We start from the raw sequence: 20187 nt of genomic DNA on the forward strand, positions 1-20187 counted from the left end.
TTAGTTAATTGTATTTCTTTTAAATGTAAGTTTTGCAAGGGCATTACGCCCTCCAGCATAAGCTATACTATCATTTGCAAACCTAAAGCTTAAAAAGGGAGCATCTGAGATTTGTGACCAACTTTCTCCGCCATCTTTTGAGTAAGAAATACCTGTAAATCCTGAGGCTATAATTTCTTGTCCATTAGAGTTAGGTACGTATTGCACACAGCTCTTATAACCATCATTTGCTCCAGAGGCAATAACTTTCCAATCTTTACCACCATTAGCAGTTATAGCAATATTATCATTGTTATCTTGAGCTTGCTCATAATCTCCTCCGTATATAATACCGTGATTTTCATCATAAAAATCCATTGTATAAGCACCTAGTGTACTTTTACCTTGAGCAACAGGCGTGTTGTAAATAGTCCAACTTCTACCCTTATCTCCAGAATAATAAACACGTGAAGTGCCTCCACCAGTAATAATCCAGGTCTTATCTCCTATGGTTTTTATGTTTGTATTACTAGCAGCAAAAGCACCTTCAGAAGCTATTTGATTAGGTAAAGAGCTACACGCTAGCTTGCCCCAACTCAGTCCTCCATCTCTCGTGATAATAATAGAGAGACAACCGTCTAGTGAATCACCTACGGCGATACCTTCAATATCATTCCAGAACGTCATAGCATCATAAAATACTTTTTCTTTTTGCTCTGTATAGACTAGGGTTACCGCGTTACTCTCTTTATCATATCTATATAATAATGCGGGGTTCCCTATAGACAAAATGTAGAATGCCTTACTGGTACTTGCTATACTTCTAAAAGATGGATTATTACCTAAAAAATCTATTCTTCCCTTATTTGCAACTTCATATTGTGATGCAATATCTGCATCTGTTGTCTTTGTATTAGTAAGATTGAGTTTATAAATTCCATAATGCCCATCACTACCAGCATACATCACAGCATCTTGTGTAACCTCAATTGCTCTTATACTCGTACTATCTTGATGCAAAACTTCTATTTCAACCTCAGAAAAAGGGATAATAGGCTCATTGTCTGATTTTTGTATGATTTTAGTTTCCTGTTTACAAGAAAGCGTTGCAAGTAATATAAGTGATAAAATAGATAGGAATCTCATTGTCAAAATTTTAGTAAAAATAGTACTATTCATTAAAGAACCAATACCTTTGCAGCTTCAAAATATAGTATGAAATTACACAGAAATCTAGTCTTTGCAGCAGTAGATGCATTGGGAATGATATTTAATGATGGAGAGCAAGCAGATAAAGTACTGCGCAAGGTTCTCAAATTTGATAAACGCTGGGGATCAAGAGATCGCAGTTTTATTGCAGAAACAGTTTATGACATTGTAAGATGGAAACGTTTATACTCTGAGATTGCAGAGGTAAAAGCACCATATAGTAGACCTAATTTATTTAGGCTATTTGCAGTGTGGGCGACACTACGGGGCATAGAGGTGCCAGATTGGAAACAAATGGAGCCTATCCCTACACGCCGTATTAAAGGACGTTTTGATGAATTATCAAAAATTAGAAAATACAAAGAGTCTATTCCAGACTGGATGGATGAGATGGGTGAAAAAGCCCTCGGAAAAAAATGGGGAGCAGAACTAGCAGCACTTAACACGCAAGCTCAGGTTGTATTACGAGCAAATTCTCTCAAAGCTACGGTAAAAGAAGTACGTAATACACTTGCAGACCAAGATATAGATACAAAAATTTTAGATACTCACCCAGATGCACTCGAACTTGTAGAGCGCAAAAATGTATTTACCTCAGAAGCGTTTAAAAATGGATTTTTTGAGGTACAAGATGCATCTTCTCAAAAAGTAGCTCGTATGCTAGAGGTAGAACCGGGTATGCGTGTGGTAGATGCTTGTGCAGGAGCTGGTGGTAAGACACTTCATCTAGCTGCTCTTATGGAAAACAAAGGGCAAATAATAGCAATGGATATTTATGCTGGAAAGCTTAGAGAGCTCAAAAGAAGATCTAAGCGTGCAGGAGCACATAATATCGAGACAAGAGAAATTACCTCTACTAAAGTATTTAAAAAACTATACAACTCTGCAGATCGTGTTCTGATTGATGCTCCTTGTACAGGTCTAGGTACAATAAAACGAAATCCGGATTTAAAATGGAAATTACAACCAGAGTTTGTAGATAAGGTGGTACAGCGTCAAGCAGACATACTTCAAAACTACAGCAAGATTGTAAAAGATGGTGGTAAGATGGTGTATGCTACCTGTTCTATTTTACCCAGAGAAAATCAAGAACAAGTACAAGCATTTTTGGCTACAGAACAGGGCCAGAAATTTCAATTAGAAAAAGAAGAAACAGTAAGCCCAGCAAAATCTGGATATGATGGATTTTATATGGCTTTGCTTTCGCGAAAGTAATAAAAGAAGACTATGAAAAGATATTTCTCACTTTTACTTATACTCCTCCCCTTTATAAGTATTGCTCAACAATCGTATTATGATGATACGGCTGTATATCTTACGGGTACAGAATTACTGCAAGAGCTGCGATTAAAACTTTCTGTATATAATGAAAATTATACTTACGGAGATTTTAGAGATACCACCAAAATTACAGATGCCAACCCTGAGGATGACTCTGAGGTTTTACTTATTTATGGTTTTAATGATAACGATGGTAACTGTACCACAGATATTACAAGATCAAATGATGAATTTGGTGGAGATAACTGTGAGTATAATAGAGAGCATACCTTCCCACGTAGCCTAGCAAATCCTCCTATGGGCTCTGCTAGTAATAGTAGTAATGGTATCGTAGCAGATCCCCATAACTTACGACCTAGTGATGTACAACGCAATGGTAACAGAGGATCAAAAAAGTTTAACGATGGCACAGGAAACTCTGGTGATGTAGGTTCTGGAGACTGGTACCCAGGTGATGAATGGAAAGGTGATGTTGCACGAGCGATGATGTATATGTATGTGCGCTACGGCGAGCAATGCCTGCCTTCACTTGTAGGACAAGGTCCATTACAGGGTGACACACAAATGCTACAGCTATTTTTAGAATGGAATGTAGAAGATCCAGTATCTGAAGTAGAGATGCAACGTAACGACCCTCTAGAGGCAGAATATGGTAATAGAAACCCTTTTATAGACAACCCTATACTGGCTACAAATATTTGGGGAGGCGAACCTGCTGAGGATTTTTGGGGAGAGCTCTCTGCTCCTTCTTCTGAGTTTATAGAGGCTAGTATTTTTCCTAACCCAGCAAATACGGTGGTTCAAGTTGAAAGCAATCAAGATATTACTTCTTTAAAAATATATAACTTATTAGGACAAGTTTTATATAATGAGACTACCTCAAATCATATAAGAAATACAACACTAGACGTTTCAAATCTTACATCTGGTATGTATATATTACAAATTAATGATGCTTCAAAGAGATTAGTCATAAAGTAGTTTTCATAACTATATGTATTTATTTAAAAACAAAAAGGGATAGACCTAGTGGTCTATCCCTTTTTGTTTAAGCTGAAAATTGATTTTACTCAACTAGAATTTTAGCTGTTTTTACAAAATTACCTCTTAAGTCATTTACCTTGATAACATAAATCCCTGAAGAAAGACTTGATAAGTCAAGATTGACACGATATCCGTTTACATCCTTGGCAATAGGTTTATACTTTAATTGTTGTCCCAAAATATTTGACAGCCCTACGTAAACTCGACCATCAAAATTTGTAGTAAGCATCACATCAAAATTATTATTTTCAAGTTTAGTTACCGTGAGATCAGAAAAGTCTACACTTAGATCGTCTACAGTAAGTGTAGATTCTACAGTAGTTGTAGCCGCATTATTAGTACCATTAGAGTCAGATGCAAGTAATGTTCTTGCTTCGATGTCATAGGTTGTGATTTCGCTTAAATCTGCTTGCTGCGAAAATGTATAAGAAATAGATGATCCAGGACCTATTGCAGTATCAATAGTTTCTACAACTGGAGTACCTCCATTAACAGTATACTGTACATCAAAATCAATTTGCTCTAAAGAACCAAAATTTGACATCTCGATGGTAACATCTTGATTACCTAGCTCTACACCAGACTCGGGTGCTGTGATAGCAACTACACCAATATCTGCTGTTTGCAATTGATCTGTGATTACCACCGTATAATCTTGTACTTCTCCAAATGAAAAATCACTACAAGGATTATTTATGTCACCATTTGCAGATGTATCAATTGCTTTTGCGCGAAGTCTGTGAGAACCTAGAGCCGCTCCTTCAGGTATAGTAAGTGTAAAGTCTTCTAATACATTTGATGATTGAAAAAACTCACCAGCTATAAGCTGTTCTTCTGGTTCAAAACCTCCATTGTCATTAAAATCAATCCAAACAGAAAGCGCTTCAACACCGGCTCCGCCTCCCCAGTTTTGTCTTGCTCTCAGTGTATATACATTTGACCCTGCAAGATTACTTAATTCTGTACTAAGGTCTGTTCTATCTGCATATCCAGCTGGGCTGCCGTCTGGCTCAGTATTACAACCATCTGCCCCATCATCTGCACTTATTGTATTAAGAATAAATTGCTTGATACCGTCTACATTACAACCACTTAATGCATTGGGAAGGCAAACTTGATTCTCAATAGTCGCAGAAAATGCATCATTTGCTACTACTTGATCACCAGGTAAGGCAGTTTCAATCACAAAATCATAAGAACCTATGCTAGAAAGATCTGCAGTGGTAGCAAACGAGAATGAGGCTGTGCTAGCTGCAGCTAGAGTCTCAGTATAAGTCTCTACAATAGGAGTGCTTCCATTTATTGTGTATTGTACAGGGAATCCTGTTTGATCTTGAGAACCAAAGTTTGTAATATCTACAGTTATAGTTTCAACATCTGTTAATCCCGATGCATCTACAGGTGTGACCAGTGCTGTAACACCTACATCTACCATAAAGAGGTGCATTACTTCTTTAATCGCAGAGTCATTAACAGCAGCCTGATCTCCAGATAAGCCAGTTGTAGCTTCAAGGATATAAGTCTGTCCTTCTGTAGACATATCTGCTGTAGCAGTAAATGTGTAATTTATAGCAGTACCCGGTTCAATAGGCCCAGCGATTACTTCATTTGCAATCTCGACACCGTCTAAGGTTAAGGTAACAGGGATATCACTTTGAGCTACTGTTCCAAAGTTACGTACAGTAACTTCTACAGTTTCTGCATTGGTAAGTGCCCCATCTTCTGGTGTTACTATAGAAAGAACACCTAAATCTGTTTCAAAACCAGCAGAAAGATTAAAAGACGCGATGCGTGTATTCCAAAAATTGTCAGCAGAGAAATATTCTGATGTATGCCAAAATGTAAAATTATCTGGATCCATAGTAAGGTGAGAATAATCTCCAAAGCGGTTTGTATTAGACTGTATTCCTCCACCTTCTACTATGATTTGTTCAGCTGCCGTCATTTCTCCAGGTGCATCACCGTCAAAACGTCCAGTATAGCTTATCCCTACTTCTTGATCTGGACCACCTACATTAAAAGCAAGACCTATGTTACCCTGTGCATCCATTGCTCCACTTCCCATAAATCTACTATTACCATCATCTGGTGCATAAGTTCCTTCTTGGAATATTGACCAAGGCTCTGTGTCGCTATTTCGCAATTCTATCCAGCGTATTCCAGAAGTCGTATTATCACTATTTACATCAACATTAAAAGTGATAAGCCAAGAGTTGTGATCTTCAAAAGTTCTATAATTTGCTGCATATGAAATAATACCACTTAGCATATCAATTTTATTCGTAGTTCCTGGTTGATTAAGTTCTCCCGCTCCAAAAGGTGCAAGAAAAGAATCAAAAGGAGCTGTTGGTATTTCTAATGGTGCAGATACTGTTGAGTTTGCTGAGTTATCGAAGTCTATATCTAGTTCCCATACTTTAAGGTGGTCAAAAGCCGCACCCCAACCATCATCTTGTAAATAAACAATGTAACCTGGGACATCACCCTGAGGAAATGAAAATCCTGTTAAGTTCGCTGGTTCTGGGCTAAATACTGTATTAGGATTTGCAATAACACCGGGTAAATTGAAACCTTGTATTGCTGGATTTGCTTCACCAGCAAGTAATGCATCACGGTCTAATGCATATGTGGTTGCACCACTCTTGTTTGATGTAAGGTAATATGCATCTGGCCAGATTGCATAGTGTGGATAATCTGGAAATGAATCTAGTGGATATTCATATAAGAAATAAGCCCCTGTAGGATCTGGAGTTTCAGATATACCTATAATTAATGCATTGTTAGACGTTTGAAATTGACTCACAAACCATCTATCTGCAAGGTGATCATACATTATAATAGGATCTCCATTATTTGCGCCGTTTCCTAAAAACTCTCCTAATGATGTCGGTCCCGCGAGTAGGTTACCTGTTTTATCATATATTTTAATAACCAAATTAACACCTTGTACATAGTGATTAGGTCCTACAGCGCCAGATGGATCTGGTGGTGTAGCTTGACCTTCAGAAGCATTTGCTCCATCAAAGTTCACTATGGGCGCATAGCTCATATTTTCTCCCATCGTACGCTGCCCTATGGGATCTCCATTAAGTGGTAACGCATTTTCTGATGCGCCGGGTGACACACCAAAATTATTTTCTACAATATTGAGTTCAGAAAATCCATAACTTGGACTTGAAGAAAGAGTGGGGAAATCTCGTAGGGGTTCAGTTTTACCTAAATAAGTTCCAGTGCCAACAGTAGAAACAGGTTGTGTTTCTTGTGCAAATACCGACATACTCATTACTAGTAAAGAAATTGCAAGTAATTTTCTTATCATTTTGGATACATTTTATTGTGAGTCTTTAAGATACAGCTTTAATAATAATTTATTCACATTTGTGGTTAACAACTCACTCAATAAACATTTTAATCTCCTTAATTCCTACCTTTAACATAAATAAATATTGAGTAATTTTACTTTTTCAAAAACACACAACAAAACCACTCGGATGATCCACTTTTTTGGTAACCCTCAGAGCACTGTGTATTCGGTGCAAACTACACAAGACTTTACACAAGAAGATATTGCTAAGCTTGTATGGCTTTTTGGCAACTCCCCACAAATTGAAGCGTCTACTATTGACGCTTTTTTTATTGGCCCTCGTGCAGCTATGATTACTCCGTGGAGTACAAATGCGGTTGAGATTACCCAAAATATGGGTATCACGGGTATTGTGAGAATAGAAGAGTTTGCTTTCGCGAAAGCGGAAACGACTTTTGACCCAATGATATCTCAACAGTTTGAATCATTAGACCAAACTATTTTTGATATTGAGGTTACACCAGAAGAAATTCTTCCTATAATAGATATTGCCGCATATAATGAAAAAGAAGGGCTATCGCTTAGTGATGAGGAAGTGACATATCTAGAAGGCGTAGCAGCCAAAATAGGAAGACCGCTCACAGACTCTGAAGTTTTTGGTTTTAGCCAAGTAAATTCTGAGCACTGTCGTCACAAGATTTTTAATGGAACGTTTGTGATAGACGGCGAAGAAATGCCATCTTCACTATTTAAGCTTATTAAAAAGACCTCTGCCGAAAATCCGAATACGATTGTCTCTGCTTATAAAGATAATGTTGCCTTTATAGCAGGGCCTAAGGCTACTCAGTTTGCACCAAATACGGCAGACAAACCAGATTACTACACAGAAAAAGAGTTTGAATCCGTGATTTCTATTAAAGCTGAGACTCACAACTTCCCTACTACGGTTGAGCCGTTTAATGGTGCGGCTACAGGTTCTGGTGGTGAGATAAGAGATAGACTAGCAGGTGGTAAGGGATCTTTACCACTAGCAGGTACTGCTGTGTATATGACGCCGTACTCAAGGCTTGAGCAAGATCGCCCTTGGGAACAGGGTATGCAAGAAAGAAATTGGCTTTATCAAAACCCAATAGACCTTCTCATAAAAGCATCAAATGGAGCTTCAGACTTTGGAAATAAATTTGGACAACCACTTATAGCCGGTTCAGTTCTCACTTTTGAGCATCAAGAAGATGGGCAACGTCTAGGTTATGACAAGGTAATTATGCAAGCCGGAGGTATAGGCTACGGAAAAAAAGAACAGGCATTAAAAGACATACCTCAAGATGGTGACAAAATTGTAATACTGGGAGGTGAGAATTATAGAATAGGTATGGGTGGTGCTGCAGTATCAAGTGCAGATACAGGTGCTCTAGACTCTGGTATTGAACTTAATGCCGTACAACGTTCTAATCCTGAAATGCAAAAGCGTGCTGCAAATGCTGTGCGTGGTATGGTGGAGAGTGATGTAAATCCTATTGTATCTATTCACGATCACGGTGCTGGAGGACACTTAAACTGTCTGTCAGAACTTGTAGAAGATACTGGGGGTCTTATAGATTTAGATAAACTTCCCGTAGGTGACCCTACCCTATCTGCAAAAGAGATTATAGGTAACGAGTCTCAAGAGCGTATGGGACTAGTTATAGGAAAGGAAGACATTGATACACTACAACGTATAGCAGATCGTGAGAGATCGCCTATGTATGAAGTAGGAGATGTCACGACAGATCACAGGTTTACGTTTAAGAGTGCGACCACAGGAAAAAGTCCTATGGATTTGCACCTAGATGATATGTTTGGTAGTTCGCCTAAAACCGTAATGACAGATGTTACGGTAGCACGTAATTATAAAGAGCCTACTTATGAGCTAGGTAAGATACACGACTATTTAGAGCAGGTCTTGCAGCTAGAAGCAGTAGCCTGTAAAGACTGGCTTACTAACAAGGTAGATCGCTGTGTAGGTGGTAGAGTTGCAAAACAACAATGTGTAGGACCATTACAACTTCCTTTAAATAATGTAGGTGTGATGGCTATGGATTTTAAGAGTACAGAAGGTATTGCAACCTCTATAGGTCATTCACCTGTTTCTGGACTTATAAACCCAGTAGCTGGTAGTAAAAACAGTATCGCAGAGTCACTTACTAATATTGTTTGGGCACCACTTACAGATGGATTAAAGTCCGTAAGTCTATCTGCAAACTGGATGTGGCCTTGTAAAAACGAAGGTGAAGATGCCAGACTTTACAAAGCTGTAGAAGCTATATCTGAGATGGCTATTAACCTAGGTATAAATGTACCTACAGGTAAAGACAGTCTCTCTATGAAGCAAAAATATCCGGATGGAGATGTAATTGCTCCAGGTACCGTTGTGATAAGTGCAGCAGGTAGCTGTAATAATATAAATCAAGTAGTAGAGCCAGTGCTTCAAAAGGATGGTGGTGCTATTTATTACATTAATATGTCTGGAGATAGTCATAAACTAGGTGGTTCTAGTTTTGCACAAGTATGCCATAGCATAGGTAATGAAGCTCCTACTGTTGTAAGTGATGATAACTTCAAAACAGCTTTTAACACATTACAGGAGTTAATAAAAGATAATAAAATACAGGCAGGACACGATGTAGCTAGTGGTGGTCTTATAACTACACTACTTGAACTTTGCTTTGCAGATACAAATCTTGGTGCAAGTCTTGATCTCACAGAAATAGGAGAACAAGATCTCATAAAATTACTCTTCTCAGAAAATGCTGGTGTTGTCTTTCAGGCAGATGCTGGTGTAGAAGATGTTCTTACAGCAAATAATGTAGCCTTCTTTAAAATAGGAAATGTAACAGATACTGCAGAGCTCGTAATTAAAAGCAATGGTGTAGAGATGGGGCTTAACGTGAGTTCACTACGTGATACTTGGTTTAAAACTTCATTCTTACTAGATAATAAGCAAACGGCAAATGGACTTGCTCAAGATCGTTTTGATAACTATAAAAATCAAGCGCTAGATTATACATTCCCTGTACACTTTACAGGTAAAAAACCAGTACTTGACACAGGTAAACCTAGACCTAAAGCCGCTATACTTAGAGAGAAAGGAAGTAACTCTGAGCGTGAGATGGCAAATGCAATGTACCTAGCTGGTTTTGATGTTAAGGATGTGCATATGACAGACTTAATACAAGGACGTGAGACGCTAGAAGACATCCAGTTTTTAGGAGCTGTAGGTGGTTTTTCAAATAGTGATGTGCTTGGATCTGCAAAGGGTTGGGCAGGAGCTATAAAATATAATGAGAAGGCAAATAAGGCCATAAAGAACTTCTTTGCTCGTGAGGATACGCTCTCTGTAGGTATTTGTAATGGTTGCCAGTTGTTTTTAGAACTTGACCTTATCAACCCAGAGCATAAGCAACTTGCAAAGATGTCTCATAATGATAGTCACAAGCACGAGAGCAATTTTACCTCTGTAAAAATTGAAAAGAACAATAGTGTAATGTTATCTTCACTAGAAGGTACTACGCTAGGCGTATGGATATCACACGGAGAAGGTAAATTTAATTTACCTATGGGCAAAGATGCTTATGATATTGTAGCAACTTACGGTTATGAAGGGTACCCTGCAAATCCTAATGGATCTGACTTTAATACCGCAATGATTTGTGATACCACAGGGCGTCACCTTGCAACTATGCCGCACATAGAGCGATCTACTTTCCCTTGGAACTGGGCACACTACCCTGCTCAACATACAGACGAGGTAAGTCCTTGGCTAGAGGCTTTTGTAAATGCAAGACTTTGGGTGGAGAAGAATAAATAAGAAAGCAACATCGCATATGTATACACTCCCACGCTCTTTTAAAGATTGTGGGAGTTTTTATTTTGCTTTCGCGAAAGCGTATATTTACTCAAACCGCCACACTTTATAATCCTGGAAAATCAAAATATCATAACCCAAATTTTTAAGAACGTAGATCTTGATACTATAGCCGTAAACCTTATAAATGAAGGGATGGAGCGCATTGAAGTAAAAAAAGGAGAAATTCTTATAGATGTAAACCAGGTTGTAATAGATCAATACTATGTGCATAGTGGCTGTCTACGCTCCTATTTTACAGATACTGTGGGTAAGGAACACACACTTATGTTTGCCATAAATGACTGGTGGATAAGTGACTATACAGCATACTTTACAAAGGCGCCAGCCATAGTCACTATAGAGTGTCTTCAAGATGCGGTGATTTATAAATTACCTAAGGAAAAATTAGATAATCTCTACGAAAACATCCCATCGCTTGAATCTTTTTTTAGAAAGAAAATGGAAGGAGCTTTTGCTAGTTTTCAAAAGCGTATTCTGGGTAATATCTCCTTATCTGCCAGGGAGCGTTACCACAGTTTTATTACCACCTACCCTACTATAGAAAAAACAGTAAAGAACTACCATATAGCATCTTACTTAGGGATAACTACCGAAAGCTTAAGCCGCATACGCAAGGAAATTGCTAAAGGATAGTTAAAAACCCCTTTTATTATCATAAATCAATTTTTTGAAGAATTGAGCCCTGTATTTTTGTATTAAGAAATTGATACAAATGAAAAAAACGCTCACAGCGATTGTATTACTCGCGGTTGCATTGTCTTGTAAACAAGCAAATGAAACCGAAGTAACTACTTTAACTAATGTAGAATCAAAAAAAGAAAATACTATGAAAAAGGTACTATTTGTTTTAACAAGTCACGAAGACTTAGGAGACACAGGAGAAAAAACTGGATTTTGGGTAGAGGAGTTTGCTGCTCCATATTACCTACTTAAGGACAAAGGTGTAGACATCACACTTGCTTCGCCTAAAGGTGGACAACCACCTATAGACCCAAAAAGTAATACAGAAGACGCACAAACACCTGCAACTAAAAGATACTTTGCAGATCAAGAAACGCAAGATAAACTTGCCGCTACTATTAAGCTAGAGACGGTTAGTCAAGAAGATTATGACGCGGTATTTTACCCAGGGGGTCACGGGCCATTATGGGACCTTGCAGAAGATAAAAATTCAATTGCTCTTATAGAGAGTTTCTATGCTCATAATAAGCCAGTAGCTGCTGTATGTCACGCACCAGCTATCTTCAAGAACACAAAAAATGAAGATGGGTCTCCACTTGTAAAAGGAAAAACGGTAACAGGCTTTACAAATTCTGAAGAAGATGCTGTACAGCTTACAGATGTAGTACCATTCTTAGTAGAAGATATGCTTAAGGCAAATGGTGCAAACTATGAGAAGGTTGCAGACTGGGGTGAGTTTGCTGTAGAAGATGGACTTCTTATCACAGGTCAAAACCCAGCTTCTTCTGAGTTAGTGGCAGAAAAATTATTACATAAATTATCCCTATAATTCCCTCTAAAATAGCGGATAACCTTAAGCCCAAGCTTTTTAAGCTTGGGCTTTTATAATATACCCTCTCAAGTAGGAAATTCAAGTCCTTAAGTGTTATATCTTTATAAGCGCTATCGTTTTAAAGAAACCTTGATGAAAAAATTACTCAGCATATTTTGTGTATTATGTATTTACGCTTTCGCGAAAGCGCAACAAAACCCAACAATATATCACAAGGCTAAGATTTCATTTTCTGGAAATCAAACCCTTACTCAACTTAAAAGCCTTGATATTTCTTCAGATCACGGTATACATAAGGAGGGTACATATATAATCTCAGACTTCTCTACCGATGAGATTGCCATTGCAAGACAAAATGGATATGATGTAGAAATCATAATCAATGATGTAGCCGCCCATTATAGGTCTCAAAATGAGCATATGAGATCAGAATCACAGAGCACAAACTGTACAACAAGTAATAACAACTACCCTACTCCAGAAAATTTTAATCAAGGTTCTATGGGAGGATATCTTACTTATCAAGAATTTTTAGACGAGGTAGACGCAATGGCAGCTCTTTATCCTAATCTTATAACTACTAAGGCACAAATAAGTGATTTTCTTACAGAAGGTCAGCCGGATACATCTGTAACACCATCTATAGGCTCTAACCCTATTTACTGGCTTAAAATAAGTGATAATCCTAATGTAGATGAGACAGAGCCTGAGGTTTTATATACAGCTATACATCACGCTAGAGAGCCTATGTCACTTATGCAGCTTGTTTATTATATGTGGTATTTACTAGAAAATTATGAAAGTGATCTTGAGGTACAATCTATAGTTAATAATACAGAACTATATTTCATACCCGTTATTAATCCAGACGGCTACCTATATAACCAAGTTACAGACCCAAACGGCGGCGGACTATGGCGTAAAAATAGAAAGAATGGTAACGGTGTAGATAACAATAGAAATTATGACTACCATATTAATGGCGACCCTAATAATGGCTCGTGGGGAGGGGCTGGCTCCTCAAGTAACCCTAACTCTAACACTTATCACGGTACAGGTCCATTTTCTGAGATAGAAAACCAAGCTATAAAATGGTTTGTAGAGCAACACAACTTTGTGCTGGCACTTAATAATCACACCTTTGGTGAGTTGTTGTATTATCCATTTGGCTATGCAGATGTAGCAACAGCAGATGATGGATTGTACCAAGGTATCGGTGCAGAATTAACTTCTCTAAACGGTTATACGCCTATAAGAGATAATCCCTTTGCAGGTGAGAGTGATGATTTTATGTACGGTACTGTGGGAACACACGATAAGATTTTTGCCTTTACACCAGAGATAGGGACCTCTTTTTGGCCACCAGCAAGTGATATTATAACTACCTCTCAAGCTATGATGTTTATGAACCTTACGGCTGCACAGATGGCTACAAATTATGGTGCTCTCGTAGAAACTACAAATACACTTGTAGGAGAGACTACAAACCTCTCAACTTCATTTAATTTAAAGCGTCTAGGTGTTGATAGTACAGGTGATTTTACTATTAGTTTCAATCCTATCTCAAGTAATATCATAAGTAATGGTGATGCCGAAAATTTTACAAATGTTTCGCCTCTAGAAACAGTATCAGGAACCATAAACTATACGTTAACCGAAGATGTAGTTGCTGGTGACCAAATTGAGTTTGATTTAGTTATTAATAATGGATTTTATGACAATGCTATACGTATTACTAAAATATATGGAGCAATAAATGATGTGTTTATAGATGAAGCTAACGATTTAAGTAATTATGAAAATACAGCTTGGGGAGTTACAAATACTACGTTCGTCTCTCCTTCATCTTCTATTACAGACTCACCTTCTGGTAATTATTCAAATAATCAAAATAGTGTAATATCGTTGTCTAACCCTATAGATCTCTCTTCAGGTACAGCTGCAATGGTATCATTTTATGCCAGATGGGATATAGAAAGCTCCTGGGACTATGTGCAGTTTGAAATATCTACAGATAATGGTAGCACTTGGGAGCCTCAATGTGGTAATTACACGAGTGCTGGCACAAATGCACAACCTATAGGACAACCTCTTTATGATGGCGTACAAGATGAATGGGTTTATGAAGAGATAGACCTGAGTGAATATATTGGAGAGGTTATAATGGCTCGCTTTACACTGATTTCTGATGGTGGTGTTACAAGAGATGGTTTTTATTTTGATGATCTTACATTATCACTGGTAACAGATGAGTCGCTTCAGGTATATGAGATTGATTTAAAAGCCGCATTTAAGTTATTCCCTAACCCTGTTAAAGACATACTAACGGTACATACTACGCTACCATCTTATAGTTCTATTGTATACAATGTATTAGGACAGGAAGTGTTAAAACCAACAAAACAACAAGGAAATGCTTTTATAGATTACAGTAGCCTTACCCCCGGAATTTACTTTTTAGAGTTTAAAACCCTTGAAAATAGTGCAATTTTTAAAATAGTCAAGAATTAAGTCCAAAACGCATCTTAAAGAAAATCAATACAATATCTCCAAATTGTAAAAATTACTGCCTTATTTTAAGAATATCTCAATAGAAACCGTGCATTTTTTCATATTTTGTCACCGAATTAAATGACACTTATGGAAATTACTAGATTATTTGACTTTCCTTATCATCAACTGGAAACAAACAACCTGCCAGATGCCCTTTGTACGAAAGTAAATGGAGAATGGATTAAGACATCTACGCAAGAATATATTGATAAAGCAAATGCTTTTAGTAGAGGTCTATTACGATTAGGAGTAAAACCTAATGATAAAATTGCGGTTATCTCGATGACTAACCGTACAGAATGGCATATTTGTGATGTAGGTATCTTACAAATAGGCGCACAAAACGTGCCTATGTACCCTACTATCTCTGCAGAAGATTATGCATATGTATTAAACCACTCTGAGAGTAAATATGTTTTTGTTTCTTGTACAGAAACACTAGCAAAAGTTAGAGAAGCTCAGGATAAAGTACCATCATTACAAGGGGTATACTCTTTTGATGATATAGACGGTTGTGATAACTGGCAAAAGGTTTTAGATCAAGGAGCAGATGATAGTAATCAACCAGAAGTACAAGCGCTTATGGATTCTGTAAAGACAGATGACCTTGCTACGCTTATTTATACCTCTGGAACTACTGGTAGACCTAAAGGTGTAATGCTATCGCATAGAAATATTGTGAGTAACGCTATTTCAAGTACAGAACGTGTACCTACTGCGGGAGAAGGTGTCAAGGCATTGAGCTTTTTACCTATTTGCCACATATATGAGCGTATGATTACGTATCTATATCAGTACAATAGTGTAGCAATCTACTTTGCAGAGTCGCTAGAGACTATCTCAGACAACCTTAAGGAAGTTAAACCTGAGATTATGACAGCTGTACCTAGACTACTAGAAAAGGTATACGACAAGATTATTGCAAAGGGAGCAGATCTTACAGGTATAAAGAAAAAATTATTTTTCTGGGCTGTAGATGTAGGTTTAGAATATGAACCATATGGTAAAAATGGTTGGTTATATGAGCGTAAGCTCGCTATAGCTCGTAAACTTATCTTCTCAAAATGGCAAGAGGCATTAGGAGGTAATCTTAAAGTGATTGCTTCTGGTAGTGCTGCACTACAACCACGTCTAGCTAGAATATACAACGCTGCGCAGATGGGTGTTATGGAAGGTTACGGTCTTACCGAAACATCACCAGTATGTTCTGTAAATGATATGCGTGGTGGTAATTTTAGAATAGGCACTGTAGGTAAGCTTATTAAAGGTGTAGAAGTTAAGATTGCAGAAGACGGAGAAATCCTTGTAAAAGGACCTAATGTAATGTTAGGTTATTATAAGGATGCAGAAAAGACAAACGAAGTCCTTAAAAATGGCTACTTCCACACAGGTGATATAGGTCACATAGATGAAGATGGTTTCCTTAAAATTACAGATCGTAAGAAGGAAATGTTTAAAACATCTGGAGGTAAATATGTTGCACCACAATTATTAGAAAACAGATTTAAGCAATCACGTTTTATAGAGCAAATAATGGTTATAGGTGAAGGGCAAAAAATGCCAGCTGCCTTAATACAACCTAATTTTGAGTTCCTAGAAGACTGGGCAAAGATGAAAAATGTGTCTTACACAACACAAAAAGATCTTATTGCAAATCCAGAGGTTCAAGCTCGCTACCAGAAAGAGGTAGATGAAGCAAACGAGAGCTTTGCAAAGTGGGAAAAGGTAAAAGCCTTTAGACTTACTCCAGACGCCTGGACGGTAGAGAGTGGTCACCTCACTCCTACTATGAAGCTTAAACGTAAAATCATTAAAGAGAACTATGTTCATCTTTATAATGACATCTACGGATTATAAAATAATCAAAAGGGTTACGTTATCGTAACCCTTTTTTAATACACAAAACCCTAGTAAATTTCTTTTCGTGTCACGATCTTCACTACTACTCGTTAATGCTCAAGGTTTACTCATAGGCGCCCTACTCTACAATTCAGATAGTTTTAGTATGGAGTATATACCGCTGTTGTTTAAGGTATGTGGGCTTACGGTAGCTTTGTGGGGTGTGCTTGCAATGCGTATCGGGAATTTTAATGTGCAACCCGAGGTTAAATCTAAAGTTTTAGTTACCCGTGGTCCTTATCAAATCTTGCGCAACCCTATGTATACGGGTATACTCTTGTTTTTTATACCGGCTGCTTTTATCCCTCTAAGTATTATAAATTTAATGCTATACATAGCACTTTTTGTAGTTCTCGTTTTAAAGATTTGCAGAGAAGAGCAACTGCTGTTAAGTCATTTTGGAGCAACCTATAAGACATACAAAAAGACAACCTATCGTCTTATTCCGTTGTTGTTTTGAGAAAATATCTGCAGTTTGATAGCGTTTTATGGGGTAGAATCACGCTTTCGCGAAAGCGTAAAAAAACCGCGCAGCAGGCTTTAATATTAACAATCTCTTATAGTAGTACTCACTTTCTAATTAAGCCTTAAAGCGGTAAATTTGTTACTTGCCTAAAAGTCTATGATAGAACAAGAAGAACGTATTGAAGTATATGGTGCTCGAGCTCATAACCTAAAGAATATTGATGTAATGATACCTAGAGAAAAACTGGTTGTTATTACCGGTCTTTCGGGTAGTGGTAAGAGCTCACTCGCTTTTGATACGATTTATGCAGAGGGACAACGTCGTTACATCGAAACTTTTTCGGCTTATGCTAGACAATTTCTGGGTGGATTAGAGCGTCCAGATGTAGATCAAATTTTAGGTTTATCTCCAGTAATTGCCATAGAGCAAAAAACCACAAGTAAAAGCCCGCGTTCTACCGTTGGGACTATTACAGAGATTTACGACTTCTTACGCCTACTCTACGCGCGTGCAGGAGATGCTTACTCGTACAATACGGGGGAGAAAATGGTGAGCTATAGTGATGAGCAAATACAGGAGCTCATTACAGAGAGTTATGAGGGTAAACGCATAAATATACTCGCTCCTACCATACGCTCTCGTAAAGGGCATTATAGGGAGCTTTTTGAACAAATTGCAAAGCAGGGATTTGTAAAAGTGCGTGTAGATGGTGAAGTGCGTGATATTACAAAAGGAATGAAGGTGGACCGCTACAAGGTGCACGACATTGAGATTGTGATAGACCGTATGCAGGTTAAAAAAAGTGATGAGGATAGTAAACGCTTGCGCGAAAGTATAAATACTGCGATGTATCACGGTGATGATGTACTTATGGTACTAGATCACGATACACAAGAGGTACGCTATTTTAGCCGTAACCTGATGTGTCCTACTTCTGGCATCTCATACCCTAATCCTGAGCCTAATAATTTTTCTTTTAATTCGCCTAAGGGTGCTTGTCCTAATTGTAATGGTATAGGTGAACTTTATAAGGTAAACCCAAAAAAGATTGTCCCAGATCCTAAAAAGTCTATAAATGCTGGAGGGCTTGACCCACACGGTCCAAAAAAGAATAATTGGATTTTTAAACAGTTACAGCTCATAGCAGAGCGTTTTGACTTTAAACTTACAGACCCCATAGAAAGCATCCCACAAGAGGCGATGGACTTTATCTTTTACGGAGGTAATGAGAAGTTTTCTGTTTCTTCAAAACAACTAGGAGTTACAAGAGATTATAAAATTGATTTTGAAGGTGTCGCAAATTTTATAGAAAGCACCTTTAAGGACAGTGAGTCTACCTCTCTCGTAAGATGGGCAAAAAGCTATATGAATAAAGTAGCTTGTCCAGTGTGTGAGGGATCACGATTACGTAAAGAATCTCTTTATTTTAAAGTAGATAACCAGAGTATTGCAGACCTCGCATCTATGGATATTCTTGAGCTCAAAGACTGGTTTGAAACGGTAGACTCGAGACTTTCAGAAAAGCAACTCAAGATAGGCTCTGAAATTATAAAAGAAATAAAATCAAGAATACAATTCCTTGTAGATGTAGGTCTTACCTATTTAAACTTAAATAGAAGCTCTAAGTCGCTTTCTGGTGGAGAAGCACAACGCATACGTCTAGCTACTCAAATAGGTTCACAACTTGTAGGTGTACTTTACATTCTAGATGAGCCCAGTATAGGGCTTCACCAGCGAGATAATGAGAAGCTTATAAACTCCCTTGTATCACTTAGAGATATAGGGAACTCTGTGATCGTTGTAGAGCACGATAAGGATATGATAGAGCGTGCAGATCACGTGATAGACATAGGTCCTAAAGCTGGTAATTATGGGGGTGAGATTATAAGTGAAGGAACACCAGAAGAACTTTTAAATCACAGCACCCTTACTGCACAATATCTCAATGGAGAGAAGGAAATTACAATCCCTAAAAAACGTAGAAAAGGAAACGGAAAATTTATAGAGCTCAAAGGTGCTACGGGTAATAATCTCAAAAATGTATCTATAAAAATACCGCTAGGTAAAATGATAGCGGTCACGGGTGTTTCTGGTAGTGGTAAGTCTACACTTATTAATGAGACCCTCTACCCTATTATGAATGCACATTACTTTAATGGCGTAAAGAAACCTATGCCGTATAAAAGTATAAAGGGTCTAGATGAATGTGATAAGGTTATAGACATAAATCAATCACCTATAGGTAGAACGCCTAGATCAAACCCTGCTACCTACACAAAGGCCTTTGATGAGATACGTAGTCTATTTGCAAAAACTCCAGAAGCACTTATAAGAGGCTATAAACCTGGACGTTTTAGCTTTAATGTCGCTGGAGGAAGATGTGAAACCTGCAAAGGTGGAGGTCTTAGAGTTATAGAAATGAATTTCCTGCCAGATGTGTACGTAGAGTGTGAGACCTGTCAAGGTAAACGTTTTAATAGAGAGACACTTGAGATACGTTATAAAGGTAAATCTATCGCAGATGTGCTAGAAATGACGATGAATGAGGCGACAGACTTCTTTGAAAACATCCCTAAAATACACCGAAAATTAAAAACTATTAAAGATGTAGGTCTAGGTTATATAACTCTGGGTCAACAAAGTACAACACTATCTGGTGGAGAGGCACAACGTATCAAGCTAGCTTCAGAGCTTAGTAAGCGTGATACTGGTAATACTTTTTATATATTAGATGAGCCTACGACGGGGCTCCATTTTGAAGATATACGAGTATTAATGGAGGTGCTTAATAAGCTTGTAGATAAAGGAAACACCATTCTCATCATCGAGCACAATCTGGATGTTGTAAAAATGGCAGACCATATAATCGATATAGGTTATGAAGGTGGTAAAGGCGGTGGCGAGGTAGTCGCCGTAGGTACGCCAGAACAAATAATTAAAAAGAATAAAGGCTACACGGCTGAGTTCTTAAAAAAAGAAATGAACTAGACGCAACGCTCTTAAAGCAAAAACGTCTTACTAACAATATAAAA

11 protein-coding genes are annotated in these 20187 nt (G+C 37.8%); 9 read left to right on the forward strand and 2 right to left on the reverse strand.

Annotated features, from left to right (window positions below; translation table 11 throughout):
- Positions 1–1125: a WD40/YVTN/BNR-like repeat-containing protein gene (locus tag MED134_RS01880; protein ID WP_038596869.1), complete on the reverse strand. Its 1125-nt coding sequence runs from the start codon at positions 1123–1125 to the stop codon at positions 1–3.
- 69 nt (positions 1126–1194) lie between these two features.
- On the opposite strand from MED134_RS01880, the gene MED134_RS01885 reads away from it, so the two are divergent.
- Positions 1195–2403, forward strand: a complete 1209-nt coding sequence (locus tag MED134_RS01885) for an RsmB/NOP family class I SAM-dependent RNA methyltransferase (protein WP_021779067.1) — start codon at positions 1195–1197, stop codon at positions 2401–2403.
- Between the two features lie 12 nt (positions 2404–2415).
- Positions 2416–3450 (forward strand): endonuclease, encoded by a 1035-nt coding sequence (locus MED134_RS01890; RefSeq protein WP_021779066.1) that lies wholly within the window; start codon positions 2416–2418, stop codon positions 3448–3450.
- Between the two features lie 85 nt (positions 3451–3535).
- On the opposite strand, the gene MED134_RS01895 is transcribed toward MED134_RS01890, so the two are convergent.
- Positions 3536–6832 (reverse strand): GEVED domain-containing protein, encoded by a 3297-nt coding sequence (locus MED134_RS01895; protein ID WP_021779065.1) that lies wholly within the window; start codon positions 6830–6832, stop codon positions 3536–3538.
- A gap of 172 nt (positions 6833–7004) precedes the next feature.
- Between MED134_RS01895 and purL the strand changes: the two genes are divergently transcribed.
- The 7 genes from purL to uvrA all read left to right on the forward strand — a co-directional run bounded on the left by purL (position 7005) and on the right by uvrA (position 20143).
- Entirely contained in the window at positions 7005–10664 is a 3660-nt protein-coding gene (gene purL / locus MED134_RS01900) for a phosphoribosylformylglycinamidine synthase (RefSeq protein WP_021779064.1), read from the forward strand.
- A 45-nt stretch (positions 10665–10709) separates the two neighbouring features.
- A complete protein-coding gene (locus MED134_RS01905; protein ID WP_021779063.1) occupies positions 10710–11357 on the forward strand; it encodes a Crp/Fnr family transcriptional regulator in 648 nt (215 codons plus the stop codon).
- Positions 11358–11436: 79 nt separating this feature from the next.
- Positions 11437–12234, forward strand: coding sequence for a type 1 glutamine amidotransferase domain-containing protein (locus MED134_RS01910; protein ID WP_021779062.1), 798 nt, complete (start codon positions 11437–11439; stop codon positions 12232–12234).
- 135 nt (positions 12235–12369) lie between these two features.
- Positions 12370–14748 carry a M14 family zinc carboxypeptidase gene (locus MED134_RS01915; protein ID WP_021779061.1) on the forward strand — a complete coding sequence of 793 codons (2379 nt, stop codon included), beginning with the start codon at positions 12370–12372 and terminating at the stop codon, positions 14746–14748.
- Between the two features lie 129 nt (positions 14749–14877).
- On the forward strand, positions 14878–16647 hold the full coding sequence (locus MED134_RS01920; RefSeq protein ID WP_038600792.1) for an AMP-dependent synthetase/ligase: 1770 nt from the start codon (positions 14878–14880) through the stop codon (positions 16645–16647).
- A 67-nt stretch (positions 16648–16714) separates the two neighbouring features.
- Positions 16715–17149: a methyltransferase family protein gene (locus MED134_RS01925; RefSeq protein WP_038596874.1), complete on the forward strand. Its 435-nt coding sequence runs from the start codon at positions 16715–16717 to the stop codon at positions 17147–17149.
- A 162-nt stretch (positions 17150–17311) separates the two neighbouring features.
- Positions 17312–20143 carry an excinuclease ABC subunit UvrA gene (gene uvrA / locus MED134_RS01930; protein WP_021779058.1) on the forward strand — a complete coding sequence of 944 codons (2832 nt, stop codon included), beginning with the start codon at positions 17312–17314 and terminating at the stop codon, positions 20141–20143.
- The last annotated feature ends 44 nt before the right edge of the window (positions 20144–20187 follow it).

The organism is Dokdonia sp. MED134 (genome assembly GCF_000152925.2).
In the GTDB taxonomy this organism is placed as follows: domain Bacteria; phylum Bacteroidota; class Bacteroidia; order Flavobacteriales; family Flavobacteriaceae; genus Dokdonia.

Bases quoted from the DNA above. Each gene is read 5' to 3' on its own strand.
- MED134_RS01910 (WP_021779062.1), top strand. From the start codon at position 11,437: ATGAAAAAAACGCTCACAGCGATTGTATTACTCGCGGTTGCATTGTCT.
- purL (WP_021779064.1), top strand. From the start codon at position 7,005: ATGATCCACTTTTTTGGTAACCCTCAGAGCACTGTGTATTCGGTGCAA.
- uvrA (WP_021779058.1), top strand. From the start codon at position 17,312: ATGATAGAACAAGAAGAACGTATTGAAGTATATGGTGCTCGAGCTCAT.
- MED134_RS01890 (WP_021779066.1), top strand. From the start codon at position 2,416: ATGAAAAGATATTTCTCACTTTTACTTATACTCCTCCCCTTTATAAGT.
- MED134_RS01880 (WP_038596869.1), bottom strand. From the start codon at position 1,125: ATGAGATTCCTATCTATTTTATCACTTATATTACTTGCAACGCTTTCT.
- MED134_RS01915 (WP_021779061.1), top strand. From the start codon at position 12,370: ATGAAAAAATTACTCAGCATATTTTGTGTATTATGTATTTACGCTTTC.
- MED134_RS01920 (WP_038600792.1), top strand. From the start codon at position 14,878: ATGGAAATTACTAGATTATTTGACTTTCCTTATCATCAACTGGAAACA.
- MED134_RS01895 (WP_021779065.1), bottom strand. From the start codon at position 6,832: ATGATAAGAAAATTACTTGCAATTTCTTTACTAGTAATGAGTATGTCG.
- MED134_RS01885 (WP_021779067.1), top strand. From the start codon at position 1,195: ATGAAATTACACAGAAATCTAGTCTTTGCAGCAGTAGATGCATTGGGA.